This is a genomic window from Vibrio cincinnatiensis DSM 19608 (assembly GCF_900167345.1).
GTDB classification, from domain to species: Bacteria; Pseudomonadota; Gammaproteobacteria; order Enterobacterales; family Vibrionaceae; genus Vibrio; species Vibrio cincinnatiensis.
The window spans coordinates 46,671-63,859 of record NZ_FUXB01000003.1; the positions used below are offsets into that span (position 1 = coordinate 46,671).

Here is a 17,189-nt window from a genome sequence, read left to right on the forward strand (position 1 = left end):
AGTTTGGATGAATCGGTGAGGAGAATTGGGCGGATGGATATCACAAAATGATAAGGTAACAGCAATAAACGTTGTATTGATCTTCTAGCTTTGAATGTTTATTGACCCATATGATGAAAAAGCCCCCCTTAAGGTGAAGGCCGCGGTAAGTCTTGCTGGCGTAATTTTTCGTTTTTTAAGGTTCGATGTAATAGCTGGCTATAGATGGGTTGACCTCCCAGTAGCTGAGCAAAAATAACGGCACCAAGGCTGGTAATGATTAATGGTAAAATCAAATAGTAGTTATTGGTCATTTCAATTACTAATAAAATGCCTGTGATGGGAGCGCGAACCGTAGCAGCAAAGAGAGCCCCCATACCCGCAATGGCGAACATTCCCGGCTCTATATTCAATTCTGGAAATAAGCTTTGGGTGATTAGGCCAAAGGCGTAACCAAACAATGTTCCCAGAGCCAGCATAGGGGCAAAAATTCCACCAGGAGCCCCCGATCCAAAACAGAGTAACGTGGTAAGAATTCGGCCAAGGAAAAGTAATAAAAGCAACACTGCGCCATATTCTCCGGTCGTCACCGATGGAATCAGTGCAATACCGCCACCCGTGAGTTCTGGAATATAAAGCAGAGTTAGCCCAAAGCAGCCACCAAGCAGTGAGCCGGTGATGAGGTAGCGTGCTCGGGTATTTTGATGAATTTGGACAAACAAATCTTGGGCAAGAGTAATCAGTTTATTAAAAAACACCCCAAAGATGCCAAATAATACACCCAATAACAAAAATAGCCCCAGAGCGATGAGCTCCGGGGGCTGATATTGTGGCATGGTGATGACGGCGGCTTGATCGTTAATCATCCTAAAAACGATATTTGCAGAAACAGAAGAAACAATCACAGCCCGTACCGAGATGAGCGAGTACCGAAACTGAGGGCGCATCTCTTCCATCACAAACATGATTCCTGCCAATGGCGCGTTAAAGGCAGCCGCGAGACCACCAGCCGCGCCAGCCGCAAGCAAAGAGTGGCGAGTATCTTCATTTTTCACTCTAAATAGATCTGATACCATGCGGCCAATGGCTCCGCCCATTTGAACCGTTGGACCTTCTCGGCCTAATACCATTCCAGAGCCAAGTGCACCCATTCCACCAAAAAACTTAACGGGTAGAACTCGCCACCAACGTACTGGGCGTATACCATCCATCGCACCTTCAATCTCAGGAATTCCTGAGCCGGCGGCTTCTGGAGCGAAACGATGAACGAGGTAGTAACCAATAAATGCGAGCCCAGCACTGATTAGAAATGCGATTAACCAGAGTGGAAGAAGCTGACCAATAGAACCTTTTAACCACTCTGTTCTTGTGTCTGAAACCAAATGGACGGCATGTTCAAAATAGGTACCGACTAAGCCTGCGAATACACCAACCACAAGGGCTAAGAACAATACAAAAATAGAAGTTTTATCTTTGGAGAGAAATGGATTGAGGGTATCTTTCGGTTCTTGGTTAAGTAAAGAATGGGGGAATTTCTCTCGCTTTGGCATTAAAGGATTCGCTTCGTAATAAGTAACAAACTGTAAATTATACGCACGCAATCTTTTAACTATAGCGCCAAAGATGCAATGTTGAGTTCCAAAAATGAAGCTTTTCAGAGCGAAGAGTGAAAACCTCGATCTACCTTATAAAATCAGGCAAAAAATTTGAATTTATCGCTAAATCAGCCATAGTTAAGGCGTAAGGTAAACCAAAGTATTTCAACTGGAGGAAACGAGAACCTTACTTACAATTTGGATGGATTCAAACTTACAATTCCAATAGCCTCGACCATGATCTGGTTGCAACTATAGACAGCCAGATTCGCAGACTCACGATTGAGTAACGAGGATTAAGGCGTACTTTTTACAGTACGCCTTTTGCTATTTTACTCACCACTATTTTTCTGGGTATACTCCTTGCTCTAAAAAGGAGAGAGCTATGCCAAAACGTATTCCCGCAAATATCATTACCGGTTTTCTTGGCGTGGGTAAAACTACCGCTATTCTTCACTTATTAAAAAATAAACCTACCCATGAGAAGTGGGCAGTATTGGTTAACGAATTTGGTGAAATTGGTATTGATGGCGCTATCATGTCGGAACAGGGCGCGTTCATTAAGGAAGTTCCTGGTGGATGTCTGTGTTGTACGGCTGGCGTTCCTATGTCTGTCGGTATTAATGCCTTACTCAGACAACAACCCGATCGGCTATTGATTGAACCTACGGGGCTCGGTCATCCGAAGCAAGTGGTTGCCACCTTACTTTCTCCTCAATATCAACCTTATGTAGATTTGAAAGCAACTATTGGTTTTATGGACCCTCGCCATCTTAGTGATGCTAAATATATAGGGAATCAAAACTTTAATGATCAACTCGCCACCGCCGATGTGGTAATAGGCAATAAGGTGGATCAATGTTCAGTTGCTGATATTGATGCTTTTAATGATTGGGTTACCGACCAAGTCCCTGCAAAAGTGTTCCATAAATTGGTTGCTCAAGGTCAGTTACCCTTAGAAGTGCTGGATATAGAACGTATTCATGGTTGTGCATCCCACCATATAGAGTCTCATCACCATCATCATGCTGAGCTAGAGCCTCAGTTTAAGTTAGCCCCTGGGCAGGCTTTCTTACGTAAAGAGAATCGTGGACAAGGTTACTTTAGTTGTGGCTGGCTATTTGGGGCAGAATATACCTTTGATTTTGACGGGCTATTCTCCATGCTTAGCGATCTGACCGCTGAGCGAGTAAAAGGGGTTCTGAACACAGACAAAGGCTGCTACGCATTTAATGCCGCCAATGGCGTATTATCAGTAAATGCATTAACGTTACAAGGGTTTGAATCTCGGTTAGAAGTGATCGATTCGCAGTTAATGCCTTGGGATCAACTAGAAGCTATCTTACTGAATTTTTCGGGTATTTCAAAGTAATCAACAGAAGGGCATTCAGCCCTTCTGTTAAAACTATTACCGTTTATTGCGTAAATAACGTTTACGTCTTTCTTCTTTGCGTTGTGCTTTTTCTTCGGCTTTACGAGCTTCTTCAAGTTCAACGTCGATCAGCTCTTGCGTAATCATTTCTGGACGTTCAAGGGTAATTTGTCCCAAGATTCCTTGGCGAAGCTCATGCAACAAAATTTCAGAGGCTTTATGTAGATCAACTCGGCCTCCTGCTCGCAGCGCGCCTCGTTTACGACCAATTTCTTCCATCCATTCCACATCTGATTCAGGTAGACTATCAATCTGATAGCGTTCTTGTAATTTCTCTGGATAGTGTTGCGCTAAATATTCTACGGTATAAAAAGCCACTTCATCGTATTCCATCGCGGTATCTTTTACCGCTCCCGTTGCGGCTAAACGGAATCCACTGTGTGGGTTTTCAACTTTGGGCCACAAAATTCCCGGTGTATCAGAAAGTACAATCCCATTTTGTAGATTAATACGTTGCTGACGGCGTGTGACTGCAGGTTGGTTACCTGTTTGTGCGATAGCACGACCCGCTAAGGTATTAATAATGGTGGATTTTCCGACATTCGGAATGCCCATGATCATGGTGCGAATGTTTTTACCAATTTCTTCTCGGTGGGGAGCGAGCTTACGGCAGAGCTCTAAAATTTTATGTACTTCTTGCGGGTTTGTGGTGGTTATTGCCATTGCTTTCACCCCTTGCTCTTGCTCTAAATGCTCGATCCACAACTGAGTCATTTCTGGATCGGCTAAATCCCGTTTATTGAGCACTTTTACGCAAGGTTTATCACCGCGCAGATGGGATATTAGCGGATTTTCACTGCTATAAGGAATGCGAGCATCCAGCACCTCAATAATCACATCAACTTGAGGAATGACTTCTTCAATTTCTTTACGAGCCTTATGCATATGGCCCGGAAACCATTGGATATTGTTGTTAACCATTTGAATTTATTGCCTTTAGTTTTTGGTTATTAGCTGGTGGGGTATCAGGTGGGGTACCAAAACAATTTATTAGTTTTATTGGTAGTAATACCAAATTAACCATAATCACAGCAGCTGTTATGCTGTGCATTTTAGCATTTTTATCATAGCGCGGGAATCTGCATATTTTGGCATGCAGATTCACCTTCTTTGTTCCGATAGTATATTCTGAGGGCGATGACGTAATTCAATAGACATTCCCCACTTATGTTATAAAAAAGTAACATGATAGAGTATTGTTGGCTCGAAGCGATCCAGCATACTACTTAGTGCACCTTTATCTTTTACTCAAATAGCGCGTTAAACCTCGCTTTATCTTTTCTACTTTTTTCTTCGAGTTGTTGTTTTATTTCTTGAGCTTTATTCGCCCATTGAAGAGTCATCATCGATACCACTTGGTTTACTGGTTGATCAAACTCAGCTGATAAATATTTCAATTTTTCTGCGATGAGTTCGTCAACCACTAAATTTAGCGTGGTTTTTTTATCCCTTTTTATCTTATTTCTATACTTGACTTGTCCCCAAGCTTTTTTCATATTTATTAAAAATAAAGCTTTATCTGAATAAGACAATGGAATTGCATAAAATAAAGAAGGTATGAAAATATGAATATAACGTTCATCATGAAATAGTTCAGGAATTTTTTTGAAGTTTCTATTAACTAAGTCACTTTTATAAAGATATGATTTTGCCCAAGTAAGTTGTTCTTTATCCCTAGCATCTATCCAATGAAATGGAAAATGTCTTCTTTGGTAAGCGTATGATTCATTCAAATAATCTAAGTATTTATGCTTGTAATTGAAGTGACAGTCCATGTAATTAATGAAATTAATAAAATCTAATCTCATTGTTTTAATGCTATTAACTAGCTTTAATTTGGATATTGATGAAAAATGAAAAGGGGCTGGTTTGGCTGTTTTACGGTTGTTAAAATATATAAGGTCACCAGATTGACTAAAAACATTGTTGTTCATTAGATGAATATAACAAAACAAAGTTGCAATTTTATCGTTATTTATAAATTCAAATTTTTTCTCATTGATACAATTGCTTAATAATTTGTTGAGTCTACCAATTATAATTTCTTTATTTAATTCATGTCTGTTCATGAGACCGAAACAAAGTTTACTCTCAAAGTTATCATAATCTCCTTGAGGGAAATAATTTGTTTCATTACAAATGAATCTTAAGAAATCTATATCTGACTTAGGTCTTTTGTTTATATTAATTTTTATTTCTTTAACTATTTTATTATTATTTTCCTCGTTCATTATTACCTACTTAGTGGTTTTTATGTGTGTTTATGGTGGTTTTATTGTGGTCATTTTATGATGATTTTGTTGGTTTGGTCAACGATTATTAGGCTGGTTTCGTATTTTTATGGGTTTCCTAGTAAGTCGAGTCATGAGGTAGAGGGTATAAACTCAAAATATGTGCTCACTCAGTTTCTTTGGTTCTATTTTTAATGATACAACATCCTTTATCCTCTCAAGTTTGGGGAGTGTTAATTAACGGCAGGCGTTCTTTGTATGGCGAGGAGATTAAAATATTATATAAGGTCCGTATTTAATAGCTATGAACAGTTTGGCTTTCGGATAGGATGATTTAGATTAATTGGTACTGTAGCTAAATGGTATCATGTGACAAATTTTAAGTCAGAAATGTTATTTATTGGTATCGATGGTGATGAATCTCACTTCAAATTAATAATGAGGATGATGATGTAGTTTTTCTGAGTTTGAAAAGTTAACACTTACAGACCATATTAGATAAATTTATTTTTTAAAAGTGGGAACTGAGAAGTTGTTTTATAAGGCTTTACATTTTGGTTGTGTTTATATTTTAATTTGAAACTAACTTGGTTTGATTTTTGTCTCTGGTATGTTAGTTACTAAGGTATTCTACTCAAGTTTTGCTCAAATCTTTGTATTTAATCTCTTGAAATTGATTGTGATTTTAAGTTGAAAAATTAGGCGATGTCTGTCTGGCTAGTATTATTAATGTCCTATATAAAGTTCATACCACACGGGATAGTTATTAAATTAAACAATAATAGTTCAGTATGTTGATTTTAAATAACGGCATAAGGCTATCTATGAACCAACTAATGGGAGTAGATAGAAATGAATGTACGATCTAGAAAAAATAAGAATCTAAAATTAACGACCAAAAGTACTTTTTTAGGTAGGCCTATTCAAACAACACATGGCCCTCTGTGTATTGATTATTTAGAGAAAATACACGATACCATGGAACGGGCACTGGATGATTATCCACGCCTTATGGCTTTGCGTGTGGACCTAAAATTCCCCCAATTGCGAGAGCGAGAAGATTTGGGTTATTTAATGACGGACTTTATTCGTTCATTACAGTCGCAGATCGATCATTCGGGTCAAAAAAAGAAAAGAGAAGGGGGGAGAGTGCATCCTTGTACGGTGCGAAGTATTTGGGTGAAAGAGCGCTCAACATCGATAAATGACCACTACCACCTCGTTCTGCTTTTTAATAAGGACAGATTCAACTGGTTAGGAAAAACGTCATCACATCCAGAGAACTTAGGTGGTTTTATCGTCGAGGCTTGGGCTAGAGTCGTTGGTGTTGATTATGACGAGGCTAACGGACTGGTGTATTTCTCAAAGGACAAGAGGAAAGATAGCGTTGTGATCCATCGTTTAGATCGTCATTCTGAGAACTTTGACGATGCATTTGATGACCTGTTCAAGCATGTTAGTTATTTGGCAAAAGAAGATACCAAACACTTTGGTAACCGTAAGCGAAATTTTGGTTACTCGCGACGATAACTAGTCCTACCAAATATCCCAGTTCAAACATTCAGTACCTTCTTTTTTTACCTCAGGTTCTTATCTGTTGAAGAGGAGCAATAACGTGACTCATTAAGTTAAGAAGGTACATGCTATGACTCAATCACATTACACGCTTTATATTGGTGTTTCGGTCAATAAAGATAAAACCCAAGGAGCAGTCGGAGTGGCTGTTTACGATGAAGAATATCAATTAGCTGATAGTTTCGCTGTGCTGGTGGATCGTAACATTGATAGTACGGAGTTAGAGCTTACTGCTATCGTCGAGTGTTTACGTTACGCATTTAATGACGATGTCATTTACAGCACTAGCGACTTCTGTGTGCGTGGTTATAACGAATGGCTAGATGATTGGAAGAGAAAAGGGTGGCGTAAATCAGATAAGAAGCCAGTGGCCTACCGTCAGCTTTGGCAGTTGGTGGACGAAGAGCGTAGTGAAAAGTTCGTTGATGTACGCAAACTACGTTCGTCTCCAGAATTAGATTTAGCCTATAGATTGGCAAAAGAGGAATTAGAAGAAGCGCGTTAACTTTAAAAATTAAAGAGATAGGCTCACCGATAAGGTAGTTGGCTGGTGGCCTATTTCTCTATAGCGTTATTTTTTGTAGTTCACTTCCAGTTTGTCAGACAGAGGATACTTGGCAATTTCATAATCAGGGTTCAAGGTTGCCAATTTGTGTGCAGCGATTGAGGCGGCTGAAGCCAGTCCAAAAATGGCCGCAGGACCGGATGCTAATGCGGCGACCATAGTCGCGGAACGTCCAGCGGTATACACACGACATTTAAGTCCCTGACGTTCTATAAGATCTTCAATTTTCTTCACGGTTTGAGAGAAGTTCTTCACGTTGGTGAGTGTGAATGATTCTCGACGAGAGATGTGCTCTTTCAGAGCGGTTTCGTCAAGGTGGTGTAATACATTGCCTTTACTCATAATTTGTCCTTAGCGCTCTCGTCTGAAAGCATGATAGTGGGTTGACGTTAGAATACGAATGAGTGAGACATAGGCTGTCTCACTGAAATTGGTTGATGTACTTTTGTGAACTAGCTCAGACTTTTGAGTGCAGAGCCGATTTTTCATGGTTAAATCAGCAGGGATAAGAATGGTTTTTGTAAATTGGAGTTGCTATAAGTTGTTGTTATTTAATGTTTTTGTTGTATCCAAGGAACGACCTAAGCACTTTATTTGAATAAGGGGGATCGGCTCCCCCATCTGTTGACTGTATTCGAGTTACTCTCTGTGCTCGGGGCTAAAGGTGGCGAAGTTTTGGGTATCTTTACCTTGGGTTTCGAGCTGTGCTTTAAGCCAGTTAAAGACATCCAGAGTGCCAACCGGACCATCTGTATGGATACGGTCGTCGGGGTCAAACGCGGTTTCTATCAGTGTTACGCCTGTTAATCTTTGCTTGGCCGTTTCGCGCAACTTTTCCAAGTCTCGTGGGCGCACCATATCGACCTTGTTTAAACAAACGACAATTGGTTTGTTCAAGCGGTTAAGCTTATTTAAGATTTGTACATCAATATCAGAAACGCCTCTGGCAAGGTCTATGATCATGACAAAGATATCGACGTTGTGCAGATATTCGTGAGTTAGGCTGTTGACCGACGGGTTAATATCATTAAAGCCTGGGAAGTTGATTAAGTTAATCGCGTAATCTTCATCAAGTGGATAGAGCTCGGCTTCACTGGTCGCGCCAGCAATCGGATCAACATTTTGTGTATCTAACCCAAATACGGCATTGAAGAAGGCATCTTTCCCTACCGAACCATCACCGACCACGCCAATATTAATTCTGTTCAGGACAAGTTGTCTTAACGCGGCGATGTGGACAACAGCAGGAATCGTTTTGCGGTAGGCCGGACCTGCGAGAGCCGTGGCTGCCCAGAGCCCACTTGCCGTCCATCCAACAGGACCTAAGAATGACGATACAGCTCTGGCTATCATCGGACTTGCAGCAAAAGGAAGCCCTTTACCAATAATGGCTTTGCTGATCCAATGTGCGACGATGATGGAATATTTATAGACGGCAAATCCCCCGTATTTTTTTAAAAGCAGTTGAATAAGTAGCATGCTGGATGCCCCAACAGGGATTTCTTGATGGTCCATACCTAGGCTGCGAAAGAGTGAATCCCTTTCACTTTGGCTCATCTGCTCATAAGCATCGACAAACAGTTTTTCAATGATCCGCTTTTCGAGCTCTTCCGTGGAGCATTGCTCGTAATTTGCACCTTGAATGAGATCAACAGCTCCAGAAACAAAAGCGCCTGTGTTGGAAGTGATGCCCCCTATGGCATCGACAATAGAGTCGGCTGATTGACTGATAAACGATGAGTAATTAGGCGTGGCTTCTGCTTTGACTTTTTTAGCCACATCAAGCACCACTTCTCGATAAGTGGCGACATCGGTGTCCGTGTCTTTTCCTAGGGCTTCTTTGAGCTTGTTCTTTGCCATTCTTGTCGTGGTGGCAAGGGTGTTGCTGCCCGCTTTGCGTAGATGCCAAGCAATACGCTGGGCATCTTGTCGTAAAGTGTCGGGTTTAAACTGACATTCGCTCTCGCTGAATTTGAGGTATTCCAGAATAGGAAGCACTTCTTCAGGATTGTAAGCCAGAGCGCGTTGGAGTACGTCGACTTCACTGAGGGATTGCGGCATAGGGAGGCTCCGTGGTATTGGCTATCGTGTGAGCCACCAGCATACGGATTAGCGCGACATATCGTGTCTTGCTTATTAGCGGAGGTGAATGTCGAGTAGGAGTTGTGAAAACAGTCACAAAAAAAGGTGGGAGATTTCCCACCTTGGTCGTTGGCAAGGGGTGATTAATGACCGACTAGGTTTAAACAGCTAGCCATGTCCATGACAGTGAGGTTGGTTTTATCCATACCACACGACACGGTATAGGTGCCATTCGCTGCGGTGTTGGTTATTATCCATAGCCCAGTCGAGCGATGCTCGGTGTAAATCATGCTGCCATCGTTGAGATATTCCCAAGCTGAGCGTATCCAACTGAGCGCGCCATATCCTTCCGTTAAATCAATCTCTGGACTGATAGTGCTGACGCCATCAAAGGCGGTCGGCGCATCAATCAGTTGATTGGTCAGTGCGTAGTTCAAACCGTCGACATTGGCGTTATCTCCTGACTCAAAATCAAACTGAGCGTAGGTAATGTAACGGCCATATTGGTCTTTTGTCATCGCGGTGAGCGGCGTGCCTGAACGATTGGCATCAATATCGAGCGCTTCACATTCTGTCGCATCATTGGCGCCTCCTTGCGCGTTTATCGCAAACTCATAATAGACTTGCCCAGTTGTATTGCCTTTTTGATTGGCTCGCAGTTGCTTGGTGCAGTGATAAGCCGAACTTGGGTAGCTGTTCAATGTATCTTCATCCATCACCACAAACGTTTCACTATCATTGTATTGACCAGGTGTGGTATTGGTTTTTAGGTAGTGCGTCATGGTGACAATGGTGTCTAAATCATTGCTGACCTGATACACGGTTTCTTGTGCGTATTCAGGATGACCGACATACTCTTTGCGATACCAAGTATCCGCCACACTGATGTCATCGGAGGCAGGATTACCTAGCCAATACTCCACATACGCAACATGAGCATCGGGGTAAAGGGCTTCAAAGGCGCGCGTTTCTTCATACGCTTTCGCCAGTCCTACGGTGAGCGATTGAGCCAATTGATGCTGAGCGGTGTTACCTTGTTTAATGAAGTCCCCATACAAGTCACTGACTGCAATGTTATAACGGTTTGCTAAACGGTATTCTTGCTCGGCAACGCGCTGCTTGATTTTTCCTTGCAGGGATGAATTGGCGGCCAGTGCTTGGCAACCCTCCGCGCCAAGTTCACTCAGCTCAGTTTTAATCGCATTCCAAATCACCGTGGTGAATGGTGTCGTGTTCAAAATGTCATTGCTGTAGTTTGATGAAAACTTAGGTGGAAAGGTGAGTTGATAGGCTTCGCTGACCACACCATAGTCAGAATCGTAAGCGCCGACAGGAACATTAATAATAATTGGCGAGTAATCGGCGCAAACACTGTCTACGCCTGAAAACTCAAACTGACCATTTTGGTCGGTCAGTGCCGAAGGTTCGTTGTCATCTAATTGACCATTAAGATTGTAGTCGACAAAAGCGGTGGCCCCTTCGACATAGCCGTCAATAGCCACACCCGTGAGGTCGGCTTGGCTACTTACTGCGTTATTGCTGTCGCTACTACCTCCACCACATGCAGTTAAGCTGGCGGTGAATAGTGCTAGCAGCACTGTGTTTAATTTGAATGGTTGCATAATGTTGTCCTTAAACGATGAAAAATAGGGGTGAATCAGCGAACTTATCGCTGAGTGGGAATAACCGTGTCGGAGAGTGAAAAGTCACTCGGGTACTCAAAAGTGAACGTCGATATGTCTGCCTGAGTGATGTCGGAGAAGGCGAGGGCCTCTCGCTCGTTTTTATGTTCGTAAACAAGGTAAAGCATGCCCTTTTCCCAAATCAGACCGAGTGGGGTGAGGTAGTCTGTCTGGGTATCATCGGTGAGCATCAAGCGAACTTGACGTTTGGCATTGATGGCTTGGCTGAGTCGTTCAAACACATCAAAGTCGTAGTCGTTTTGTTTGGGTAGCGCGAGACGAACCTCAATTTTGGTAGGCTCTATTACGTCACCGAGTTGCAGTGGCATAAAGGCTTCATGAATACCTTGTTCAAAGTGAAGAGGCAGCAACCTTTTCGCTGATGAAAAACACAGTCCGAGCAGCATGGTTTCCCATGCAGCGGACGAGACTTTGTTGTGGTATTTGCGTTTATAGGAGTAGCTATTACGCGCTCGCTCAAATCGCTCGACTTGGAAATAGTCGGGGTAATACATGATGACGTTCAGATAGCGCTGAATGGTACGCTTAGTGCGATCGACGCCCAGCTCGGATAAGCGAACTCGCAGCTCTTCAGCCGAGATTTCTGTCAATCGCGGAATGTGTGAATAGATTTCAAAGATGAGCTTAAAGTGCTCATCAGTCGAGAGTGTGTAGTCTGAGGGTTGCATGGCATCACCAACTTTCGCCTACCCAGCCACACGCACTGCGCTCAGTGCTTCAGTGAATGTCACGGATAGGGGTTAAACGAAGACTGGTGGCCACACAGTCTTAACGGGTCCTTATTGCAATGAGGCTAGGGTATGGATGAGCGAGACATATCCTGTCTCGCTCGGAGGGGAGGTTGCATATCTGTGATTGAGTTGGCATTTTACGACGCATTACTGTGTTGCTTGGCGGATTTCTTTGAGTAGATAACCGCGCTCGAGCAGTTCACGCACGGCGGCCCAGCGCAGAGCTTGCGTCGATGAGCAAGATCGGACGAGCTCAAGCAAATCATGGTCACTGTGTTCTTTCACTTCATCGCGAGCCTTTTGGTATTGAGCGTGAAGATAGCGACCACCTTTTGTGATGACTTGCAGCAAGAGCACAGACAGCACTCGGCGTAGTGATGGGGGATGTTTGTCCATGGGATCCCTTTTGATTATTGAGCGGTGATGTTTATCTCATCAAAGGCGTCCATATCGACGTAAGCCAGAAAGTTACTTTCCCATAACTGGTACAGCTCTTTGGCATCAGGGCGGCCTTGCATGGGCAACCAACCTCGATGAGCGACAAAGAACTCACCGACACGAAAATCAAAATCTAAGCTTCGTTCAAGTTCGGGGTAGTAATTTCCGATGTAGGCAAAATCGGTGATGTACTCGATGCTCCAATCGCCGCTGGTGGTGTGACAAATGCCCATCTCAACCGGATGAAAACCGCCTTCATCCGCGCTGTAGCTCTTATCACGAAAGTTGAACACCAGATAACGACTGGCGGCGAGTGTGCGACTGCTGTCATTAACTAACTGCTTGGTGAGTTGCTCACTCAGTAGGGCATGCAGTTTGTCTGAAATCGGTAAGAGGGAAGATGTGAAGGTTAATGAAGACATAGCAAGACCTCCTTAGGTCAGGATGAAGTCGAAAAAGAAAAAGGAAATAAAGAGAAAACAGGTGCGGCGCTAAAACTGACGGATCATGGTTAATTGCATCTCATCAAACACGTTGCGTGAAAGGTGGCGAGCAAAGGCTTTCATCCACACCATGAGCAGTTCAAGTACCTCAGGGTGAGATAAGTTAGCGGCCCCCGAATCGGGCTGATAACACCAGCGATTGGCGAGATGGAAATAGAGCTCAGGTTCAACCGCGATACTGCTTTCATTGGGATAAGAAAAACTGGCAAAGCACACTACCTGCCAATCACTGGACGGTGACTCACGTTTAAACTGCACTTCAACCGGGTGCAGTCCTTGTCGGTGTAAGTAATAACCTTTTTGGCGGCAGTTCAGCACAATGCGCTCAGCAGACTCTGAAATGCAGTAGCGAGCTATCAACTGCTCTAGTGAACGGTGAAGGTCTTCATCGAGTTCAATGTCGCCATAACGTTGCTCAATCATAACCAGCCCTTCTCAGCAAAAGAGACACTGTCTTTCCCCACCACAATGTGGTCCAGCACTCGTACATCCACCAGCGATAAAGCGTCTTTTAGCCTTTCGGTAATGCGTCTGTCGGCTTGTGACGGCGTTGCATCTCCAGAAGGGTGGTTATGGGCCAATATCACGGCCGCAGCATTCACTTCTAGCACCACTTTCACCACTTCACGCGGATAGACACTGGCCGCATCAATGGTGCCGTGGAACAGCTCTTTAAACTCAATCAATCGGTTTTGGTTATCCAACAGCAATAAGGCAAATACCTCACGCTCATAGGCCCCCAGTTTGCAGCGAATGTACTCCTTAGTGGCATCTGGATTGGTGAGCGTGTCACCGCGCACGTAACGGTGAGCAAGTATCTCAGCGGCATGTTCAAGAATCTGGTTTTCTTGATAGTGCTGCTCTTTTGTGTAATCGGTCATATCAGGCTCCGAGTGAGGTTTATTAACGGGATACACGGTAATGACATATACCTGATAATTTTTTGATTAAGCCTTGATGCGACAAGGCTTAACACATCACCGTCTTTTTTTACGCCAGCGCTTTATCCCATGAGGACCACAGACATAGGAGGACGTCCCATGAGATTCCTAAAGCTAAAAGAAGTAATGGAAAAGACAGCACTGAGCCGTTCAGCGATTTACCGCAAGATGAATGAGGGAGAGTTCCCGCAATCAGTGAGCTTGGGTTACAGGGCAGTAGCTTGGGTGGAAAGTGAAGTTGATGAATGGATGGAAGAACGTTTGCAAACCAGAGTGGTTGCCATGTAACCAACTAATCAGAGGCAGTGCACAATGCACTGCCCAGATCATTGTCCATTCCCCAATTTTCCCATATTCTCTCATAATTCATTTTATCTACTGAAGCATAGAGAAGCACTCAGCAATGGATGACCAAATTTTAACGCTGAAGGAAGTTGCAGCTTACTTGAAGCTAGCTGAGAAAACCGCATATCGATTGGCGAGTGAAGGAAAACTACCTGGCTTCAAAGTTGGTGGATCTTGGCGCTTCAAACGCGCAGATCTTGAAGTATGGATTGAAGAGCGGAAAACACACTCTGGGGATGTCAACTCAGACGATTTGAAATGATACCTGCAAGCATGTATCGAATCTTGTTTGTATTGATAACAAACGAAATTTCAACACTTTAGAAGTGCTCTCCCTTCTGGGATAGAGCAACAATCAGAAACAGTATTTTAGGAATCTGTAAAATGGTAAGTATCCAACAGCGCAAAGCCTTACAAAGCCAAATTTGGGCGATTGCTAATGATGTTCGCGGCTCGGTCGATGGGTGGGACTTTAAACAATACGTTCTCGGCACCTTGTTCTACCGATTTATTAGCGAGAATTTTGTCGACTATATTACCGGTGGCGATGATAGCATCGATTATGCTGCTATGGCTGACAATGATGAAAACATCGAGGCTGCAAAAGACGACGCTATTCGAACTAAAGGTTACTTTATCTATCCAAGTCAACTGTTTAGCAATGTTGCTACCAATGCTCATAACAACGACAATTTAAATACAGATTTGGCTGCTATCTTTGCAGCGATTGAAAACTCAGCCAATGGCTATGATTCAGAGAAAGACATTAAAGGCTTGTTTGCTGATTTTGATACGACCAGTAATCGTCTTGGTAACACGGTGGAAGCCAAGAACAAGCGCCTTGCTGCGGTGCTGAAAGGTGTTTCTGGGCTAAATTTTGGTAGCTTTGAAGAAAACCAAATCGACTTGTTCGGTGATGCCTACGAGTTCCTTATTTCAAACTATGCCGCCAATGCCGGTAAATCCGGTGGCGAGTTCTTCACACCTCAGCACGTTTCAAAATTAATCGCGCAGCTGGCCATGCACGGCCAAACTAGTGTCAATAAAATCTATGACCCTGCGGCGGGTTCGGGCTCGTTGCTGTTACAAGCCAAAAAGCACTTTGATGCGCATATCATTGAAGATGGTTTTTTTGGTCAAGAGCTCAACCACACCACCTACAACTTGGCGCGTATGAACATGTTTTTGCACAACATTAACTACGACAAGTTCAATATTCAGTTGGGAGATACCTTAACCGAACCGCACTTTTTAGACGACAAGCCGTTTGATGCCATTGTCTCTAACCCGCCTTATTCAGTGAAATGGATTGGTAGCGACGATCCAACCCTAATCAACGATGACCGCTTTGCGCCCGCTGGTGTGCTCGCGCCTAAATCAAAAGCCGACTTTGCCTTTGTGCTGCATGCCTTAAGTTACCTATCAAGCAAAGGTCGCGCAGCCATTGTTTGCTTCCCAGGTATTTTTTATCGTGGCGGTGCTGAGCAAAAAATTCGCCAGTACCTAGTAGATAACAACTACGTTGAAACCGTGATTTCACTGGCTCCTAACCTGTTTTTTGGCACCACCATTGCCGTGAATATTTTGGTGCTGTCTAAACATAAAGCCGATACCACCACCCAGTTTATAGACGCTAGCGGCCTGTTTAAAAAAGAAACCAATAACAACGTGCTGACTGACCAGCATATCGCAGACATCATGAAGGTGTTTGCCAGCAAAGAGAATGTGGAGCATTTTGCTAAATCGGTTGATTTGGATGTTATCGCAGGCAATAGCTACAACCTTTCGGTAAGCAGTTATGTAGAAGCGAAAGACAACCGCGAGCTAGTGGACATTACAGAGCTTAATGCCGAACTTAGAACCACTGTCGCTAGAATCGACGCGCTTCGCAGTGATATTGACGCCATTGTGGCGGAAATTGAAGGTGAGGAGGTTGAGGCATGAGTCAGTCAAGTTTTATAGACAAGCTGTTGGGTGGGGTTGAGGTTGAATGGAGAGCGTTAAGGGAAGTTGTAAAAACATTAACAGCACCAGCAAAGCTCAAGAGAGAAAGTTATCGAGAGACAGGTAAAACACCAATTATCGACCAAGGTGAAAAATTCATTACGGGCTATACGGACGAAGACGTTAAAGCATTACCTTTGGGGGAATATGTTATTTTTGGTGATCATTCTGAGTACATCAAATATGTAGATTTTTCTTTTGTCCAAGGCGCAGATGGCTTAAAGATTTTGAAATCTATTTCGGATAACCCAAAATATGTTTATTACGCTTTTCTAAACTTTTATCAGAAGGAACTTAATTACAAACGACATTGGGCTAGAGCAAGTGAGACTCTAATCCCAATCCCATGCCCAGATAATCCAGAAAAATCGCTGGCAATACAAGCAGAAATTGTGCGCATTCTGGATGCATTTACCGCCATGACCGCCGAGCTGACCGCCGAGCTTAACATGCGGAAAAAACAATACAACTACTACCGCGACCAGTTGTTGAGTTTTGATGAGGATGAAGTTGAGTGGAAGGCGCTAGGGAAAATCGCAGAAATAAATACTGGTCAGAAGCCATCTGAAATATTGGATACAGAGGCGGAGTTTGATTACATCAATGCTGGGACAACTAGGTCTGGATTTTGTGCTCTGAGTAATTGTGAGGGCGATACTGTGACGACCCCATCAAGAGGGCAAGGTGGCATTGGCTTTGTTGGATACCAAAATAAGTCATTTTGGTTAGGTCCCCTTTGTTACAAAATACGGTCTATAGATAACAAAATACTAATCAATAAGTACCTTTTTTATATTCTTCAGTCGAAAAATCAACTGTTATTAGGATTAAAAAAAGAAGGTGGTGTTCCAGCAGTGAATAAATCTGATTTGGCTAAGTTAGAAATTCCAGTTCCTTCTATTACAGAACAGGAGCGAATTGTGGAAATTTTAGATAAGTTTGACACGTTAGCCACTTCAATCCAAGAAGGTCTCCCCCGCGAAATCGAGTTACGTCAAAAGCAATACGAGTATTATCGTGACCGGTTGTTGAGCTTCCCTAAACCTGAAGAGTCGGCAGCTTAAT

The 17,189-nt window shown here is 43.2% G+C and carries 18 protein-coding genes; 7 read left to right on the forward strand and 11 right to left on the reverse strand.

Annotated features, from left to right (window positions below):
• Positions 1-128 precede the first annotated feature (128 nt).
• Positions 129-1,529 (reverse strand): H(+)/Cl(-) exchange transporter ClcA, encoded by a 1,401-nt coding sequence (gene clcA / locus B5D54_RS03115; protein ID WP_078925027.1) that lies wholly within the window; start codon positions 1,527-1,529, stop codon positions 129-131.
• A gap of 430 nt (positions 1,530-1,959) precedes the next feature.
• Here clcA and B5D54_RS03120 point away from each other — a divergent pair, with 430 nt between their 5' ends.
• Positions 1,960-2,946 (forward strand): CobW family GTP-binding protein, encoded by a 987-nt coding sequence (locus tag B5D54_RS03120; RefSeq protein WP_078925028.1) that lies wholly within the window; start codon positions 1,960-1,962, stop codon positions 2,944-2,946.
• A 36-nt stretch (positions 2,947-2,982) separates the two neighbouring features.
• On the opposite strand, the gene ylqF is transcribed toward B5D54_RS03120, so the two are convergent.
• Positions 2,983-3,927, reverse strand: a complete 945-nt coding sequence (gene ylqF, locus B5D54_RS03125) for a ribosome biogenesis GTPase YlqF (RefSeq protein WP_078925029.1) — start codon at positions 3,925-3,927, stop codon at positions 2,983-2,985.
• A gap of 323 nt (positions 3,928-4,250) precedes the next feature.
• Positions 4,251-5,237, reverse strand: a complete 987-nt coding sequence (locus B5D54_RS17315) for a hypothetical protein (RefSeq protein ID WP_242004543.1) — start codon at positions 5,235-5,237, stop codon at positions 4,251-4,253.
• 852 nt (positions 5,238-6,089) lie between these two features.
• Between B5D54_RS17315 and B5D54_RS03135 the strand changes: the two genes are divergently transcribed.
• Together B5D54_RS03135 and B5D54_RS03140 are read left to right on the forward strand one after the other, a co-directional pair.
• Complete coding sequence (locus B5D54_RS03135; protein WP_078925030.1) at positions 6,090-6,767, forward strand: inovirus Gp2 family protein; 678 nt, start codon at positions 6,090-6,092, stop codon at positions 6,765-6,767.
• Between the two features lie 115 nt (positions 6,768-6,882).
• Positions 6,883-7,317 carry an RNase H family protein gene (locus B5D54_RS03140; protein ID WP_078925031.1) on the forward strand — a complete coding sequence of 145 codons (435 nt, stop codon included), beginning with the start codon at positions 6,883-6,885 and terminating at the stop codon, positions 7,315-7,317.
• Positions 7,318-7,383: 66 nt separating this feature from the next.
• On the opposite strand, the gene B5D54_RS03145 is transcribed toward B5D54_RS03140, so the two are convergent.
• The 8 genes from B5D54_RS03145 to radC all read right to left on the reverse strand — a co-directional run bounded on the left by B5D54_RS03145 (position 7,384) and on the right by radC (position 13,715).
• Positions 7,384-7,719, reverse strand: coding sequence for a protein-tyrosine phosphatase family protein (locus B5D54_RS03145; RefSeq protein WP_078925032.1), 336 nt, complete (start codon positions 7,717-7,719; stop codon positions 7,384-7,386).
• A 297-nt stretch (positions 7,720-8,016) separates the two neighbouring features.
• Complete coding sequence (locus tag B5D54_RS03150; RefSeq protein ID WP_078925033.1) at positions 8,017-9,438, reverse strand: GTPase; 1,422 nt, start codon at positions 9,436-9,438, stop codon at positions 8,017-8,019.
• A gap of 164 nt (positions 9,439-9,602) precedes the next feature.
• On the reverse strand, positions 9,603-11,081 hold the full coding sequence (locus tag B5D54_RS03155; protein ID WP_078925034.1) for a hypothetical protein: 1,479 nt from the start codon (positions 11,079-11,081) through the stop codon (positions 9,603-9,605).
• Between the two features lie 44 nt (positions 11,082-11,125).
• A complete protein-coding gene (locus B5D54_RS03160; RefSeq protein ID WP_078925035.1) occupies positions 11,126-11,830 on the reverse strand; it encodes a WYL domain-containing protein in 705 nt (234 codons plus the stop codon).
• A 210-nt stretch (positions 11,831-12,040) separates the two neighbouring features.
• A complete protein-coding gene (locus tag B5D54_RS03165) occupies positions 12,041-12,289 on the reverse strand; it encodes a hypothetical protein (RefSeq protein ID WP_078925036.1) in 249 nt (82 codons plus the stop codon).
• A gap of 14 nt (positions 12,290-12,303) precedes the next feature.
• Positions 12,304-12,753, reverse strand: coding sequence for a DUF2787 domain-containing protein (locus B5D54_RS03170; protein ID WP_032479414.1), 450 nt, complete (start codon positions 12,751-12,753; stop codon positions 12,304-12,306).
• 69 nt (positions 12,754-12,822) lie between these two features.
• Positions 12,823-13,257, reverse strand: coding sequence for a DUF2787 domain-containing protein (locus B5D54_RS03175; RefSeq protein ID WP_078925037.1), 435 nt, complete (start codon positions 13,255-13,257; stop codon positions 12,823-12,825).
• Positions 13,254-13,715: a RadC family protein gene (radC, locus tag B5D54_RS03180; protein WP_078925038.1), complete on the reverse strand. Its 462-nt coding sequence runs from the start codon at positions 13,713-13,715 to the stop codon at positions 13,254-13,256. Before radC ends, B5D54_RS03175 begins: the two co-directional genes overlap by 4 nt.
• A gap of 159 nt (positions 13,716-13,874) precedes the next feature.
• On the opposite strand from radC, the gene B5D54_RS03185 reads away from it, so the two are divergent.
• The 4 genes from B5D54_RS03185 (at position 13,875) to B5D54_RS03200 (ending at position 17,188) form a co-directional block, all read left to right on the forward strand.
• Positions 13,875-14,063: an AlpA family transcriptional regulator gene (locus B5D54_RS03185; RefSeq protein WP_172459859.1), complete on the forward strand. Its 189-nt coding sequence runs from the start codon at positions 13,875-13,877 to the stop codon at positions 14,061-14,063.
• Between the two features lie 115 nt (positions 14,064-14,178).
• Positions 14,179-14,382 carry a methylation-associated defense system helix-turn-helix domain-containing protein MAD1 gene (mads1, locus tag B5D54_RS03190; RefSeq protein ID WP_078925040.1) on the forward strand — a complete coding sequence of 68 codons (204 nt, stop codon included), beginning with the start codon at positions 14,179-14,181 and terminating at the stop codon, positions 14,380-14,382.
• Positions 14,383-14,504: 122 nt separating this feature from the next.
• Positions 14,505-16,064 carry a type I restriction-modification system subunit M gene (locus tag B5D54_RS03195; protein ID WP_078925041.1) on the forward strand — a complete coding sequence of 520 codons (1,560 nt, stop codon included), beginning with the start codon at positions 14,505-14,507 and terminating at the stop codon, positions 16,062-16,064.
• A complete protein-coding gene (locus B5D54_RS03200; RefSeq protein ID WP_078925042.1) occupies positions 16,061-17,188 on the forward strand; it encodes a restriction endonuclease subunit S in 1,128 nt (375 codons plus the stop codon). The genes B5D54_RS03195 and B5D54_RS03200 overlap by 4 nt, the downstream gene beginning before the upstream one ends.
• Position 17,189: the final 1 nt, after the last annotated feature.